The sequence below is a fragment of the Shewanella sp. 10N.286.52.C2 genome, from assembly GCF_002874545.1.
Lineage (GTDB): Bacteria > Pseudomonadota > Gammaproteobacteria > Enterobacterales > Shewanellaceae > Shewanella.
The window spans coordinates 1-15330 of the sequence record NZ_MCTV01000033.1 but is presented as its reverse complement, the minus strand read 5'-3'; the positions used below and the strand labels follow the sequence as shown (position 1 = coordinate 15330).

At 42.7% G+C, this 15330-nt stretch carries 13 protein-coding genes and 1 pseudogene; 6 read left to right on the top strand and 8 right to left on the bottom strand.

Going from position 1 to position 15330, the window contains the following annotated elements:
* Nucleotides 1-71: 71 nt before the first annotated feature.
* Nucleotides 72-398 carry a DUF2956 domain-containing protein gene (locus BCU94_RS12095; RefSeq protein WP_102476521.1) on the top strand — a complete coding sequence of 109 codons (327 nt, stop codon included), beginning with the start codon at nucleotides 72-74 and terminating at the stop codon, nucleotides 396-398.
* A gap of 106 nt (nucleotides 399-504) precedes the next feature.
* Here the strand turns inward: BCU94_RS12095 and BCU94_RS12090 are convergent, their stop codons facing one another.
* The 6 genes from BCU94_RS12090 to BCU94_RS12065 form a co-directional block, all read right to left on the bottom strand.
* Complete coding sequence (locus tag BCU94_RS12090; protein WP_102437624.1) at nucleotides 505-1767, bottom strand: hybrid-cluster NAD(P)-dependent oxidoreductase; 1263 nt, start codon at nucleotides 1765-1767, stop codon at nucleotides 505-507.
* Nucleotides 1768-1869: 102 nt separating this feature from the next.
* On the bottom strand, nucleotides 1870-3531 hold the full coding sequence (gene hcp, locus BCU94_RS12085; protein ID WP_102437623.1) for a hydroxylamine reductase: 1662 nt from the start codon (nucleotides 3529-3531) through the stop codon (nucleotides 1870-1872).
* Nucleotides 3532-3830: 299 nt separating this feature from the next.
* On the bottom strand, nucleotides 3831-5504 hold the full coding sequence (locus BCU94_RS12080; protein ID WP_102476520.1) for a VCBS repeat-containing protein: 1674 nt from the start codon (nucleotides 5502-5504) through the stop codon (nucleotides 3831-3833).
* Between the two features lie 157 nt (nucleotides 5505-5661).
* Nucleotides 5662-6441, bottom strand: a complete 780-nt coding sequence (locus BCU94_RS12075) for an EcsC family protein (protein WP_102476519.1) — start codon at nucleotides 6439-6441, stop codon at nucleotides 5662-5664.
* A 51-nt stretch (nucleotides 6442-6492) separates the two neighbouring features.
* Nucleotides 6493-6987 carry a peptidylprolyl isomerase gene (locus BCU94_RS12070; RefSeq protein ID WP_102476518.1) on the bottom strand — a complete coding sequence of 165 codons (495 nt, stop codon included), beginning with the start codon at nucleotides 6985-6987 and terminating at the stop codon, nucleotides 6493-6495.
* Nucleotides 6988-7088: 101 nt separating this feature from the next.
* Nucleotides 7089-8441 carry an amidohydrolase gene (locus BCU94_RS12065; protein ID WP_102437615.1) on the bottom strand — a complete coding sequence of 451 codons (1353 nt, stop codon included), beginning with the start codon at nucleotides 8439-8441 and terminating at the stop codon, nucleotides 7089-7091.
* Nucleotides 8442-8609: 168 nt separating this feature from the next.
* On the opposite strand from BCU94_RS12065, the gene BCU94_RS12060 reads away from it, so the two are divergent.
* Together BCU94_RS12060 and BCU94_RS12055 are read left to right on the top strand one after the other, a co-directional pair.
* Nucleotides 8610-9047, top strand: a complete 438-nt coding sequence (locus BCU94_RS12060; RefSeq protein ID WP_241904998.1) for a cold shock domain-containing protein — start codon at nucleotides 8610-8612, stop codon at nucleotides 9045-9047.
* A 207-nt stretch (nucleotides 9048-9254) separates the two neighbouring features.
* Nucleotides 9255-11081, top strand: a complete 1827-nt coding sequence (locus BCU94_RS12055; protein WP_102437613.1) for a mechanosensitive ion channel domain-containing protein — start codon at nucleotides 9255-9257, stop codon at nucleotides 11079-11081.
* An 84-nt stretch (nucleotides 11082-11165) separates the two neighbouring features.
* Here BCU94_RS12055 and BCU94_RS12050 read toward each other — a convergent pair whose 3' ends face one another.
* Nucleotides 11166-11426: a DUF5062 family protein gene (locus tag BCU94_RS12050; protein ID WP_102437611.1), complete on the bottom strand. Its 261-nt coding sequence runs from the start codon at nucleotides 11424-11426 to the stop codon at nucleotides 11166-11168.
* 223 nt (nucleotides 11427-11649) lie between these two features.
* On the opposite strand from BCU94_RS12050, the gene BCU94_RS12045 reads away from it, so the two are divergent.
* Entirely contained in the window at nucleotides 11650-12726 is a 1077-nt protein-coding gene (locus BCU94_RS12045; RefSeq protein ID WP_102476517.1) for a phosphotransferase, read from the top strand.
* 9 nt (nucleotides 12727-12735) lie between these two features.
* Here BCU94_RS12045 and BCU94_RS19595 read toward each other — a convergent pair whose 3' ends face one another.
* The gene (locus BCU94_RS19595; RefSeq protein ID WP_157937397.1) at nucleotides 12736-12882 is read right to left on the bottom strand and encodes a hypothetical protein; all 147 of its coding nucleotides are present in this window, start codon (nucleotides 12880-12882) and stop codon (nucleotides 12736-12738) included.
* 155 nt (nucleotides 12883-13037) lie between these two features.
* Here BCU94_RS19595 and BCU94_RS12040 point away from each other — a divergent pair.
* Nucleotides 13038-14768 (top strand): annotated as a pseudogene (locus BCU94_RS12040) (winged helix-turn-helix domain-containing protein); the annotation flags it as partial.
* Nucleotides 14748-15122: a GGDEF domain-containing protein gene (locus BCU94_RS19665; RefSeq protein WP_198590883.1), complete on the top strand. Its 375-nt coding sequence runs from the start codon at nucleotides 14748-14750 to the stop codon at nucleotides 15120-15122. The pseudogene BCU94_RS12040 and the gene BCU94_RS19665, both read left to right, overlap by 21 nt.
* Nucleotides 15123-15330 lie beyond the last annotated feature (208 nt).

The following is a 15330-nucleotide window of genomic DNA, read 5'->3' as shown; positions in this document are numbered from 1 at the left end:
GCTATAGTGAGCCGCCCACGAGGCTGTTAAAGTAGTAACTAAGCAGCAATCTAATCAAGAAGTAGAGCAACATGGCAAAAAGTATCTCTCAAGAAACCCAAGCTGAAGCAATGAAAATGGCTAAGGCTACTCAAAAACCTTCACAAACCAAAGAACAGACCAAACTCATCGCTCAAGGTATTGAGAAAGGTATAGCTGAATATAAGAAGTTGCAGAAAGCCAAAGCTCGTGGGGCTGATAAACAGCGGAAACAGAATCTTAAAGCTAAAAACCAGCTCAAGCATGATGTAGTTGAACAGCAGCAGCCGCCACAGTCTCAGAAGTCATATTTACCCTGGGTGTTGCTTATCGCCAGTTGGGTCGGATTTATTGCATCTCATGTCCTGCAAGCAAACTGATCATTCTTAGCTAAGGGGATAAGGCGCCCCATTTATTATTTTTGCCACAAAGCAAAACAGTCAGCATAGCTGACTGTTCTTAAATTAAATCTTGCTGCAAATTAGCTTACATTTTTAAGCTGACATCTGAAGTGATTTTAGTCGAGCACGCTAATACATACCCTGCGGCAATTTCTTCAGCTGTTAATGTCATGGTACTGCTAGATTCAGTAGTCCCTGAGGTCACCTGGCACTTACAGGCGCCGCACACACCACTTCGGCACGCTGCGATTATCGGTAGCCCTTCAGACTCTATGCCATCAAGTAAGGTTTGCTCAGCCGATAATGCAACTTTTTTATCCTTGATTGAAAGCATGAAGTTGCTAGTTGTAGCCGCAGTATTTGTGCTGCTTGGGGGTGATTTAACCGCGCCAGTAAAGCTTTCTTGATGGAAGTTTTTCATCTCGAAACCACTGGTTTCAATCAAGGATTTAACTGACACCATGTAAGGCTCTGGGCCACACACAAAAATTGTGCGAGTCATAAAATCAGGCACTAATGCTTGCAGCTTTTCAATATCGATACGGCCTAACATACGGCTGTCGTTGCCAGTATGATTAACGCCTTCAACAAGCTCATCTGCATTTTCAAGCAGGTAACTTAATTGAAATTGAGCACTGCGATAAGCCATCGCACCTAAGCTATCAGCAAAGATAATATCTTCATCTGTTCGAGCGCTGTGCACAAAGGCAATATCACTGCCTACTTTGGTATCGAGCAGCCAACGTGACATTGAATACATTGGGGTAATGCCACTGCCAGCACTTAAAAATAAATACTTTTCAGCCGCTATATCCACTAAGTTAAAGGCGCCATCTGGGCCGACTAAGGTGATGATATCGCCTTGATTAACCTTATCAGCTAAAAAGTTTGACACTTTGCCACCAGCAATGCGCTTCACCGTGACCACAATTGAATAAGGTCTAGATGGAGACGATGACATGGTATAACTGCGATAAACTATTTCGCCTTCAATCTCTAATTTGAAGGTAATAAATTGCCCCGGTTTGTAGTTAAACTTAACAGGGGTTAAACCTTGAAAACGAAAGCTCACTACATCATGGGTTTCATGCCATTTTTCAGTACAGCGCAATTGCACTTCACCACGTTGCCACTCATCAGCATTTAATAATAACTGATTTGCATTGATGGATTTTTTTGCTTCAGCAGTAGTTGTAACCTCAGCCGTTTTCTTTGCTGTGGCAGCCAATGCACCCGATATTGAAAAACTCGGCGCAGCGCTGACCTTAGCAACTGACTTTTTGTTGTCATCTTTTGTTGATTGGGCGGCTGATAACGCTGCTGAAAATGAAAATCCTGATGAACTCATATTGCACCTGTATGGGAAACCATGTGTTAGAAGTAGAAAGTAAAAAACAGACAATAAAAAGGTGATATAAGCGCTAAGCCTATATCACCCAATAACCACTATTTAAGCCGCATTAATCATCGCTTTAAGATCTGACTCAACATCAGTGGTGTTACGTAAACCAAATTGGTCTTCTAACACTTTTGCTAAGTTTTCAGTCAAAAACGCTGGCGGAGTTGGGCCTGTACGAATGTTTTTAACGCCCAGTGATAATAGTGTCAGTAACACCACAATCGCTTTTTGCTCAAACCAAGACAGTACCAAGCTTAAAGGCAGTTCATTGATATCACAGTCAAAAATATCTTTTAATGCTAAGGCTAACTGTATAGCAGAGTAAGCATCGTTACATTGACCCACATCTAATAAACGTGGAATACCATTAATATCGCCAAACTCAAGTTTGTTGAACTTGTACTTACCACACCCTAAGGTCAGGATAATGGTGTCATCAGGCACTGATTTAGCTAAGTCAGTAAAGTAGCTACGTTCAGATTTATCGCCGTCACAACCACCGATTAAGAAAAAGTGCTTAATAGACCCATTTTTCACGTTCTCAACTACTGTTGGTGCCGCTTCCATTAAGGCATTACGTGCAAAACCAATCGTAATCGCATGTGGGATTTCATCGTAGCTAAAACCTTCAAGCTCAAGGGCTTTGTCAATCACAGCGCTAAAGTCTTCACCTTCGATGTGAGCAACACCAGGCCAGCCAACAATGCTACGGGTGAATATACGATCTGAATAATCGCCCACATTAGGGTCAATAATACAGTTTGAGGTCATCACAACAGCGCCTGGGAAAGTGCCAAATTCACGCTGTTGGTTCTGCCATGCGCTGCCGTAGTTACCCACTAAGTGTGGGAACTTTTTAAATGCAGGATAAGCTAATGCCGGTAACATTTCGCCATGGGTATAGACGTTAATGCCCTTACCTTGAGTTTGCTCTAAGATAAGTTCTAAATCTTTCATGTCATGACCTGACACTAAAATCGCCTTACCTTTAAATGATTTGGTGTTTACTTCAGTTGGCTCAGGGTGGCCAAATGCCGTCGTTTCACCCGCATCTAACATCGCCATTACGCGATAGTTTAATTGACCGATTTCCATTGCGGTAGCAAATAGCTTGTCGCCATCAACTGAGTCTTCGCCAAGGAATGACATGATTTGGTGAAATTCACCGGCCACATCGGCATCAGTTTGCTCAAGTACACGTGCATGCTCCATGTAAGCTGCTGCGCCTTTAAGGCCATATAAGCAAAGTAAACGTAAGCCCATGATGTCTTCATTAACATCGTCACCACGGTTTGGCAGTGCAACTGGAGCTTGTAGTAGCATTTCAGGCTGAGAAGCCGCTAAGTTAAATTCAGCTTGAGCTATCACTTCTTCAGCAGCAACGCCTTTTTCAGCGCAGGCTTGTTCGTATGCCGCTTTTAACTTGTTACGGTAAGTTTGAGCTTGATGTGCGTAATCAGCTAAACGTCCATCATCAAAGTTCACATTAGTTAATGTGGCAAAAAATGCCTTAGGAACAAAGGTATCAATCTCGGCATCGATGATATCGAACTGACGCGCCTTAACCGCATAAGCAGAAACGCCCTGCAACATGTAGATTAATAAATCTTGTAGATCTGACGTAGATGCTAACTTACCGCACATACCTTGAGAATAACTACAACCGTTGCCTGCTGGGGTTCTAACTGTTTGTTCGCATTGAATACAAAACATCACTTTGCTCCTGAATTTAATCATGCATAATATTTACATGTTTAGATGCAGTGTACTTAGATCAGCAAAAATCTAAACTGATTTTTACAATATTTAATCGATTTTATGATCTAGATCAGTTTCAGCATTCACTAATATTTAGCCCTATTCACATCGGTTTTATCAATAAAGGCATCATTTAATTAGTCATTTTGTAGTTCATTTAATCGCCAAAACCAAATTGAAAGCACAAAAAAACCAGCAAGTGATTGCTGGTTCTTTTCGTGTGTGTTTTGAGGCGTTATAAGCCTTAAAACTGATTACTGCGCCAATAGTACTGAGAAGCTTCGCTGCAGATTGTCAGGATCTTGTTTGCCAAATTTAACTAATAAATCATCTTTACCATCGGCATTGATATCGGTTGCCGACAGCATCGAACCTTCAACTGGAATGATCATATCCCATTGCTGAGATCGTTTACTAAAAGGCGCGCTACCTGCCTGACCCAAATAAATATCTAAGGTTTCATTATCATCAGACAACAATAACTCTTTATAACCATCGCCATTGATATCCGCTAAGGCCACGACAGGCTCACCACTTTGGCCAGAACTTAGGCTGAAGTTTAATTCAACTTCTTTACTGGCATTGGCCTTTTCACCAAATTTATTCGCACTATTCATTTTAAACACATGAACATCTTGATCAATACTGCCAGACAGCAAGGCGCTGACGATCTGCGAAATACTAATATCAAAACCTGACACAATCACCTCATCGACATTGTCATTATCAATATCATCAAAGCGTAAGCCCGTTAAGGTACCTTCAGCTTTAATAATCGTCTCAGGTTCGCGGCCAAAAGCCACCACGCCATCGTTATTACGTCCTAAGTAAATTTCATAGTCATTGGTACGATCAAACACCCCAGAGCTTTTGGTATATCTGACCACCAAGTCAGTAATCTCATCGCCATTCACATCACCAATACGCTCAACTTTACGGTACAGTAAATCACTTTGATCTAACGACTTCCCATAGGCATCACGCTTATTCCACCAATCAATACCACTGATGGGTTGACTCACCGAAATATATTCTGCGATCGCGGCGAACTGCCCTTGATCGTTTTGATAATACACTTCGAGCGAGCCCTCACCGACTTTGACAATATCATCGCGACCATCAAAGTTCATATCACTGTGATAAAGCGTAGCGCGGCTATATTCAGCGCCATTATTGGTCAGCTCAACTTGAGGCAGTAACGGCAGTGATTGTCGGATGAATTGAGTATTACCAGCACCGAGCAATACATGCATTTCTCTAAAGTCACTTATCAGTACATCAGCAATATCATCATTATTAATATCACTGACAAAATCACCACGAGAGATAAAATCAGCATGGCCTGTAACAGCTAATGAATTAATATCAGCAACGGCAACTAACTCACCAGAAAGCGGTTTTGCTGCAGTATCTGTTTGTTGGCTGGTAATTTGTTTAGGTGAAAGTGAAGCTGAAAGATCTTGCACTAGCATGTCATCAGCGGAGATCGCATCTGCTGGGAGCATACTCACATCTAGCTTGTTAATAGCGCTATTAGCCATAACTGGGGCATAACGTAGTAATTGCTCTGCAGTGACGAAATACAGCTGTTGCAGCGCAAGCATGCTATCAGTATTAGAGTCGATTTCATTAATATCAAAGCTATAAATATCTTTGTTTAATAATACTTTATCTAGCATCACTAATTGCTTATCGACAATGCCGTATACAGCAAACCAGCGCTGATGTTCATCATCAACACCCAGTGCTAGTAACTCATTGCCCTCATTATCGAGTAAGTTAACGCTTAATACTGGATGAGTCAGTTCAAATTCGGTATCAACTGTAAAAGTGGTGAATTTTAGCTCTGTATCTGCAGCAAAAGCTGGATGGATAAAAGGTAAAATACAACAGCTTGCTACCAATAGCGCGCGGGTTAATTTATTCATCCTGAAAACATATCCTTAAACATTATCTTTAACTTATATAGTTAAGATAACCTTGATTGAATAAAGTTCATACAATGAAATTGTTACCACTTACGTATCGAGAACGATTCAAGCTGCAAAAGGAATAGGAATTGACTAACAACTTATCTTGCCAAGATCAAAGTGTCTGATAGGTTAGCTTTACTAGTTCTTCACCGTACTTACGCTCAAGTTTACGCACGATAAAGTGACCTCTTGCCATGTCTTGAAAATGATCGATAAATAAGGTGTTAATGATCGCCCCACCCGCAGCGCCTATGGCAGGTACAGCTTGAGCGGCCACCTTTTGAGTCACCTGCACGCCAAAGCGCTCTGCCACCACGGTCACTAATTTAACCATCATTGGCGCAGCTTCTTTACTAAAGCCTTTAGTGGCAACGTATTCAGCGGCTTCAGCAATTGAATTGGCTAACACGGTGCGCACCGCAAAGTAGCCTTTTTCAGCTTGATCGTCATCATTTGACTCACCCCCTAGGGCAAAGACTTCTATGCAGGCCATTTTAGTGGCCACTTCATCGAGTTGCTCACCCTCACTGCGAGCAATATCGGCAATGGATCGCAACATGATGGTGGTTGAAATCGGTAGCTCTAATGCCAATGCGCTTAAGCCGAAAAAGCCCCCCACACCACCACTCACTGCAACACCGAGTTTGTGCCAACGATCAGAAGATTGCTCATGGGGGATGTTTTTCATGGTAAATAGCGCCGCATCCGAGGCTTTCATCAACGCCATTTCTGTGACTTTGCCAATACCATTACTGACACTTTTAGGCAGTAGCGCAAAACCTTGCTCAATGGGCGAGCCAATAAAATCTGTGATTTTGGCTGCTAAGCCGGGGTTTTCAAGTAACTGCTTAGCCTGCACTAATTGGGCATTATCTTTTACAGATAGACTCATGGCTTTCCCTTCTTTCACAGCCGCACGATTAACAACAGCGCTAATAGCTCACTAGATAATGGTGACTTTCTCAATCACTATCGCCGTTTTAGGCACATCGTCATGACCTGCTACCGTGGCCGTTTTAGCTTTTTCAATTTCTTTGACCACTTCAATACCGGCAACCACTCTGCCAAAAACCGCATAACCCCAACCGCTGTTGGTGGTCGCTGTGTGGTCTAAAAAGCTATTATCAGCAGTATTAATAAAAAACTGCCCGGTGGCCGAATGCGGCGCATCGGTTCTTGCCATTGCTATGGTGCCAAGTGTGTTACTCAAGCCACGATTAGCTTCATTAACGATAGGATCGCGAGTGGGCTTTTCTTTCATCTTGGCAGTAAAACCACCCCCTTGGATCATAAAGCCTTTTATCACCCGATGAAAAATAGTGTAATCATAAAAGCCATCCTGACAGTACTGTAAAAAATTCTTCGAACTAACAGGGGCTTTTTCCATATCCACTTCAATATGGATATCGCCAACATTGGTGGTAAAAATAACGGTCATGGGATCTCAATTTAACAACGAAAAGTTAAGCTCAATTATAGCGTTTATCCTATGCTTCAGGCTATAAATAAGCGTCATGCTTTAAGTCAGATAAAGTAAGCTTATTTGCTACTATTAAACAAATCCATTGCCGCGCGTGTCATTGCCCGCACGCCGGTGCTGATAGTTAACGGATAATCTGGGGCAAACTTACTCGAATGCAATGATGGCAAGCTGTCGCCGCTATCAATACTGGCTTGATACACGCTTGGCTCAACAGCCCCTAACCAAAATAAAGTGATCGGAATATTTTGCTCAGTTCGGCCATATAAGCCAAAATCTTCTCCGGCCATAACCTGTGGCGCTAGCACCACATTATCTTTTCCTAGTTCAGCTTCAATGCTGGCCTTAACTTGGGCAGCCAATGCTGGGTCATTATAAGTCGAAGGTATTTTTTCATCTTCATGCACATACACTTCAGGCATCAGTTCATCAGGTAAACCCGCACTAATCGCAATGCCCTTAGTGATACGTTTTATGGCAGCGATTTGCTGCTCACGTACTTCAGGGTTATATGATCGCAGAGTTAATTGCAGCTTCACTTCATTGGAAATAATATTATGTTTTGAGCCGCCATGAATTGAACCTACTGTGACCACGTTTGGCTCAAGGGGTGACACTTCACGGCTTGGAATGGTTTGCAATGCTAATACTGTGCGCGCCGCCAGAACCACAGGATCGATAGTTAAATGGGGGTAAGCACCATGGCCACCTTTGCCTTTAATGCTGATATCCACCGAATCCACATTGGCCAATGCATAACCACTAATAGAGCCGACTTTACCAGCAGGAATAGATGCACTGACATGCAAACCTAACACCTTATCAGGAGTGGGAAACTCGCTAAATAAACCTTGCTTGAGCATGGCTTTTGCGCCGCCGCCCATTTCTTCTGCAGGCTGGGCTACCATCATCAAAGTGCCTTGCCAAGCTGACTTGTGCAACATCAATTGCTCGGCTGCGCCAATCATGCTGGTCATATGAATATCATGGCCACAGCCATGCATAATGCCCACAGTATTGTTATGTGCATCTTGGGTTGTCACTGTCGATGCATAAGCTTTGCCCGTTTGTTCAATAATAGGTAAAGCATCAATATCGGCGCGGATCATCACTGTAGGCCCGTCGCCATTTTTGAATATGCCCACGACGCCGTAGCCGCCATAATTATCAGTGACTTCAAAACCTAATTGCCGTAACTCTTTTGCCATTCTGGCACTGGTATTTTTCTCTTGATAGGACAGTTCAGGGTGTTGATGAAGGTGAGTATAAAGCTGTTCAAGTTGTGGTAATGCTTTGGTCACTGAATCATCAAGATCTACAGCGCGTAACGAGGTGGTGGTTATCGTTGCTGCTAAAGCCAGTGATATCGACAATGCTGTTGGTATGGCTGTTAAGCGTGCTGATAATGTCATGGTGTCTTCCTTGTTGACTGTTCATCTTGACTGAGAAGCTTGACTGCTAAAAGTCGTAGTCGCTGATAATTACTATTTATTATATTGAATTAATAACCTAGCATAGCCTTGGTCAATTTTATAATGTGTTGTAAACATTTAGCCGTTCAAAAAGGAAACATACTCGTGATGATGGAAACAGGTCGATTAGTTCGCTGGAATAGCAGTAAAGGCTTCGGTTTTATTGAGCCTGATGAAGGTGGCAAGGACGTGTTTATTCATATTTCAACCCTTAAACATATGGCGAGAAAGCCCATTCAAGGTGATCAAATTGCGTATATCGTAGCGCAGCAAGCTGACGGTAAAATTAAGGCGATCGAAGCGCAAATAGTGGGAGTTGCCACAAAATCAGACAGCCATGCTCACCAAAACTCAACACGAAATAACAGTGGCAAAAAAAGATCGCCGATCAAAATGCAAAAAGCCACCACAGCTTCTGGCACCATGAGTCGAATCATTATTATTTTGATTGTTATCGCCATCGGTCGATTTGCTTATCAAGCTTACTATGACATCACCAATTCAACAGGGGCAGAGGTCAGCACACAGCCACAAAAAAGTAAATAATGAGCAAAGGCTAGCCAATCGATACGAACCAGTATCATCCTGCCATATGCAATAAAAAATGGGTGTCTTACTGTAACGTTGAGCAAGTTGATAAAGTTGAGACACCCATTTATGTAACTTTTACTTACTTAGAAGTGTGCCGCCCTAGCAGTCTGAGGCTAAAACACATATATTTGAGCTAGATATTGCGCTTTTAGGGATAAAATCATGCTGCAAACAACATGGCGAACGCTTTTTACTGCTTTTGTGTTGTTATCGATGTCGAGCCTAATGCCAACCGCCATGGCTGCGGACGATATCAATTTAAAAAAAGTTGCTGAAGCAGAAAAGCGCAGTGAAGCCATAGCCGAAGCTCAAGGTGGACTCACCCTCGCCCGAGATGGCGAAACTCCTTTATCAGCCCTCATTGAAATCGGTCGAGCGGTACAAGAAAACGACTGGGAAGCTGCCACTGAGTTTATTGATCTGCGTTACCTGCCCAAAGATATTAATCCCGAAGATGGTGCCGATTTACTGCGTAAACTGGCGATATTATGGAATAAACAAAACATCCTCGACCTTTCGCAGATCAGCGATCAACCAGAAGGACACCTTAACGATAAACTGCCAAGCTATCGTGATTTGTTAGGGGTACTAGAAACCAGTAAAGGCCCTGTTCCGGTCTATTTACAGCGAGTTCCAGACGGTAAAAAAGGCAAAATTTGGAAGATCTCTAACGCCACTATAGCCCAAGTTCCTGAGCTATGGGACGAATATGGCTACAGCCCGCAAATCGAAGCACTGGCTAACGTTTTACCGCAATTCACCATGTTCCATATGGAAAACTGGCAACTGCTGATCTTTATTCTGTGTATTTTCTTTGGTTGGATCGCCACCGGATTAATCAGCATTGCCGCCAAAACCATTGCCGCTAAATTTGAACATAAACTGGCTGGATTAACCCGTTTTTCAGGCAACAGCTTGCGCTGGTTTTTATATCTTTCGAGCTTGCAATATGTGGCGCTGTCATTAGGTTTATCGATTAGGGCACGTGTATGGTTTGATAACAGCACCTTGCTGTATATCGCCAACACCATTCTAATTTTAGGTTTAGTGGAATTGTATTCCGCAATAAAATCCAAGCAATTAAACGATCAAGATAAAAGCTACTCCGTGGCCTTACTCAGGCCTATGGTAGCAATATTAAAAATCGTCATTGTGGTGGTTATTGCCTTAATGTGGTTTGAAAGCTCAGGATACAACATGGCCACCATTTTAACCGGCCTAGGTGTCGGCAGTTTAGCCATTGCCTTGGCGGCGCAAAAACCATTAGAAAATGTCTTCGGCGCATTAACTTTATATGCTGCAAGACCAATAAAACCGGGGGATTTTTGCCGCTTTGGCACCACTATGGGCGTAGTTGAAGAAATTGGCTTACGCTCGACGCGGATCAGAAAACTCGATCGCACCGTAGTGCATATCCCTAACTCGGTATTTTCATCCCAAGAGTTAGAAAACTTCTCTGTTATCGATCGTCGCCGCTATAAGCACGATCTGCGCATTAGCCTTGATACCAGTAAAGAGCAACTGCAAATGCTGTTAATGGAACTGCGAAAATTATTATTGTCACACCCCAGAGTGTTAGAGATTGCTCAGCGGGCGCGTTTTCTTGCCATTGAGCGTGATGCGTTTGTCGTCAACGTAAATGCCTATATCGATACCGGTGATATCAATGAATATTTTGGTATTGCTGAGGATTTAAACTTTCACTTACTGAATATTTTAAAGCAGTTAGACATTAAAATTGCCCCTATTGGTCAAAATGTCATGCTACAAAATGCCAGCAGCGCAGACGTCGAGGTACAACAACAAGCGGAGCAAACCATTAAACAATTAATCGAGGAAGATGCCTTACCTTTTCCCAATTACAGCGAAGCTACCCGTGATGAATTTAAAGGCACAGTGCCCTACCCACCTGTGGGCAGTGTCACTAAACCTAAAGATGTGATGAAATCACCAGAAGAAACTGACATTGAAGTAGAACTGAAAGGATAAGTTTTACATTCCAGTCGCCATTAAAAAGCCGAGAACATCTCGGCTTTTTACGTAATCGGAATAACTAAGCAACTCACCCATGGGTTAGTTTTTAAGGGGATGATCTTCAGGAAGTTGGCGACTGATCCACAAAATCAATTTATGCTTACGATTTGGGCCATCATCATTATCTTCAGCTAATGCTTGAATTAGCCCATCTTGCACCAATAAACGGTAAATACATTCCACTTTATCTTTTGGCGATATACCAACACCAAAGTTTTCAAAACCGCGACGTTTTGCATAACCCTCACCAATTTCCATTGCGAGTTTAAGCAATTTAGTATCGTTCTTACCTGGCTTCATATAACCACTCTCGTTTGGGGCTTTACGCTAAAACTACGCTATTGGGGATAAAATTCAATCACTGCTGCGTAAAAACAGCAGCCAATAACTTGTTTTATTCTTAGTTGAGCAATTATCAATCGATTAGCTTATCACTTTAGCTATTAAGTAAAATTCTGGCACAATAGCTAGATTATGGTTTTATGAAGTGGCTACAACATCAAAAAGGGAAAGTAAGGGTTTAATGACGATAGATAAAGCAGTTATTAATAGTATTACCACGGCATTAAAAGCTCAAAGCATAAGCGAGATTGAGGTAATTCAATCCTTATGGGGCGGTTATGGCGAACTATTTCGCGCTAGGCTTACTGGTAGCCAATATTCATCTGTTATCGTTAAACATATAAAACTGCCACAGCCAGAGTCACATCCCAAAGGCTGGAATACTGCCCTGTCACATCAACGTAAACTTAAATCCTATCAAGTTGAAGCCAATTGGTATCAGCATTACGCTCAGCTATGTGGCAGTGGCTGTGATAATGATCGTGAAAGCGAAAGTGAAAGTGAAAGTGAAAGTGAAAGTGAAAACAGCGTCCCCCAATGTTTATACATTCAACGCAGTGAATTAGAAATCTTACTGATCCTTGAAGACTTACATACCTTGGGTTTCGATCAGGTATTAACCCGCGCCGATCACACTGCAATTTTGGCATGCCTTAAATGGCTAGGACATTTTCACGGCCAATTTATGGCTAATCCGTTGATAAAAAGTCAGTCCCCTCAAGTCACAACCACCGACCTATGGCCCACAGGCAGCTACTGGCATTTAGATACTCGGCCCGATGAATTACAGGCACTCAGCGATCAGCCGTTAAAAAAGGCAGCCAATAGGATCGATCGCGCTTTAAAACAGACGCCATACCAAACAATAATCCACGGCGATGCCAAACTCGCTAACTTTTGTTTTAACACTCACCACGACAAAGTCGCAGCGGTCGACTTTCAATATGTGGGCCAAGGTTGCGGCATGAAAGATGTGATTTTACTGCTAAGCAGTACGCTGACATTTACCGAACCACATAAACTAATCGAGCAATATTTGGATTACTATTTTAGTCAGCTCGCCAGCAGCATTAATCTCCATCAGCCAGATATTAATCCTAAAGAGGTTGAACAAACTTGGCGCCCTTTGTATTGCATAGCATGGGCCGATTTTCAGCGCTTTATTAAAGGCTGGAGCCCAAAGCATGTCAAAATAAACGCTTATACAGAAATGTTAACCGCACAGGCCTTAAGCCAGCTAACGGCATCATCAAAGTAGCTAACACGCCTAAGTGTTTTTTACAGCGATATCGATATCTACTGCTTTAATCACAACTTTGATAACAACTTTAATAACAACCTTAGCGACAAAAGACATAGCGATAAAAACTAGCCAAGCAAAATCTACAGCGTAAAAACCAAGCAAAATCGTCATACAAAGGTATCCACTCTGTTTGCTTGACTATCGCTTACAAAAGCAACCATTTATTGATATAACTAATGTCTAATGTACTAATTTTGCATATCAAAACCTTGTCGTTTTTTAACTCGCGACATTGAAAAATATCTGATATTCAATGGATTGTAATAATGAGCAAAGATATATTTTTCTTTGGTGACTGGCAGGTTGACCCTAATAGTAACTCCCTTAGACAAGGTAAAAAAACCAAACAACTTGAGCCTAAGGCAATGGATGTTTTACTGCTGTTATGTCAACAGCAAGGCGAGGTGCTCAGCAGCGATGATATCGTCACTCAATGCTGGCCAGAAGCCGATGTCGGCGATAATCCACTGCATAAAATCATTAACCAATTACGCCGCGCATTGGGCGATAAAGCCACTGAACCCAGCTATATTGAAACCATTCGCAAGCGCGGCTATCGCACTCTTGCTAAGGTAAATTTCCCCATTGGCCATGAAACCGTGGCCGACAGCCAAACGTGGCAAGCAGGTTCACCCTTTCCGGGCTTACAAGCCTATAGCGCCAATTACGCCGAGGTGTTTTTTGGTCGCAGCAAACAAATTGCCACCTTGCTTGAACGCATCAGTGTACAAGTTAAATATGGCCGCGGATTTTGTTTAGTTTTAGGCCCTAGCGGCAGCGGAAAATCATCACTCATTAATGCCGGAATCATGCCCAATTTAATGGCTAATACGGGTTACAACGGGGTAAAGGTTGCCAGCTATAGCCATTTAGATTTTGCCAATGTGGCTAAAACACAATTATTTTCCGAACTGGCCAGTATTATGCTGGACTGGGAAATCAACGATATACCAGTATTTAGTGGTGACAGCGCCGAAACCCTGTCGCACAAGCTAATAACAGATATGCCCACCATTATTGAGCAATGTCAGCAGGCCATCAAACTCAGCAGCACTAACGAGACTCACTTAGCATTGTTTATTGACCGCTTAGAAGTCTTACTGTCGTCGCCGATCTTTGCTGACGATCAACGTTATGCATTTATTGAAATCTTAGAAAAACTCGCCAACTCTTCTGTGGTATTGATTATCAGTGCCTGTCGTAATGAGTTTTACCCATTACTAGTGACTTATCCCAGTTTAATGGCGGGTAAAGGTAAAGGGGCTCATTTTGATTTAGCGCCGCCTTCGCGTAATGAATTACTGCAAATGATCCGCCTGCCAGCAATTGCAGCCAATTTAAGCTGGAGTGTCGATCCTGAAACAGCCATGCCGCTAGATGAAATACTCTGTACAGAGGCCGCCAGTAATCCTGATGCATTACCTATGTTGCAATACATGTTGCAAGCGCTCTACCTGCAACGCAGTAAAGACAATCAATTATTGTTTAGCGTTTACCAACAATTAGGCGGTATCGAAGGCGCAATTGGTAAAAATGCCGATGAAGCCATGGCGCAATTAACTGACTCACAGCAAGCCTGCTTACCCCAAGTATTGTCCCTATTGGTAACACTGCGAGAGGATGAAACCTCCATCACCAGCCGCACCGCAACTTGGTCACAACTGCAAAGCAAAGAACAGCACACATTGACCCAAGCTATGGTCAATAGCCGCTTATTTGTGTCCCACCTGCAAAATGGCCAAGCCTGTTTTAGCATTGCTCACGAAGCATTATTAAGGCGCTGGCCACGGGCAACCGCCTGGATTAACGAACACAATGATAGCCTGCGAATAAAAAGTCGCTTACATCATCTGACTAAACGCTGGCTGGCAGAAAATAAGCATAAAGCCTATTTGCTAGCAGAAGGAAAACCGCTAAAATAAGCCCAAGCACTTAAACATAATCCACTGTTTGCTCAAGATCTAACACCACAAGAGTTGGCATTAATCAGCGCCTCCAATAATCATGAAAAACGTCAGCGCTGGCAAAAAGTCGCCGACGCCATTAAAGCCTCTGTGCCTAATAACGAATGCACCGTGGCCAGATATGGCGGCGAAGAGTTTGCACTGATATTGCCAAATTTAAGCACTGTAGAGGTGGAGCAAATAGCCTTACTCGTTCAACAAAATATCAAGGCCCTAACTTTTATTGATATTGGTTTGGATGAATCAGTCAGCATTAGTGTAAGCCAAGGCTATGCATGTGAAATCAATAGCCAATTTCGAACGGCTAAAGCCTTGTTATGCGCTGCAGACACCGCATTGTATCGCGCCAAAGCCAATGGCAGAAATCGTATTAATGCGTCTTGTTAACCACTTCAATAAGCTAACTAACTGACCCCCCCTAAATAAGTAAAAGGTAAGCAAATGTAAGTAAGCACAAACTCACACCTTAATCTTATCTAGCTTGGGTTAAGGATGTTGCAGCGAGTACAACTAACAATACTCGCTGCCAAGTCACAGGTCTCATAGTACTTATGTCAATTCGGATACCCTGTTACAGCGTTATGCTTTCGTACTG

Bases quoted from the DNA above. Each gene is read 5' to 3' on its own strand.
- BCU94_RS12050 (WP_102437611.1), bottom strand. From the start codon at position 11,426: ATGAAGCCAGGTAAGAACGATACTAAATTGCTTAAACTCGCAATGGAA.
- BCU94_RS12065 (WP_102437615.1), bottom strand. From the start codon at position 8,441: ATGACATTATCAGCACGCTTAACAGCCATACCAACAGCATTGTCGATA.
- BCU94_RS12090 (WP_102437624.1), bottom strand. From the start codon at position 1,767: ATGAGTTCATCAGGATTTTCATTTTCAGCAGCGTTATCAGCCGCCCAA.
- BCU94_RS19595 (WP_157937397.1), bottom strand. From the start codon at position 12,882: ATGACGATTTTGCTTGGTTTTTACGCTGTAGATTTTGCTTGGCTAGTT.
- BCU94_RS12095 (WP_102476521.1), top strand. From the start codon at position 72: ATGGCAAAAAGTATCTCTCAAGAAACCCAAGCTGAAGCAATGAAAATG.
- BCU94_RS12075 (WP_102476519.1), bottom strand. From the start codon at position 6,441: ATGAGTCTATCTGTAAAAGATAATGCCCAATTAGTGCAGGCTAAGCAG.
- BCU94_RS12055 (WP_102437613.1), top strand. From the start codon at position 9,255: ATGCTGCAAACAACATGGCGAACGCTTTTTACTGCTTTTGTGTTGTTA.
- hcp (WP_102437623.1), bottom strand. From the start codon at position 3,531: ATGTTTTGTATTCAATGCGAACAAACAGTTAGAACCCCAGCAGGCAAC.
- BCU94_RS12045 (WP_102476517.1), top strand. From the start codon at position 11,650: ATGACGATAGATAAAGCAGTTATTAATAGTATTACCACGGCATTAAAA.
- BCU94_RS12080 (WP_102476520.1), bottom strand. From the start codon at position 5,504: ATGAATAAATTAACCCGCGCGCTATTGGTAGCAAGCTGTTGTATTTTA.
- BCU94_RS12060 (WP_241904998.1), top strand. From the start codon at position 8,610: ATGATGGAAACAGGTCGATTAGTTCGCTGGAATAGCAGTAAAGGCTTC.
- BCU94_RS12070 (WP_102476518.1), bottom strand. From the start codon at position 6,987: ATGACCGTTATTTTTACCACCAATGTTGGCGATATCCATATTGAAGTG.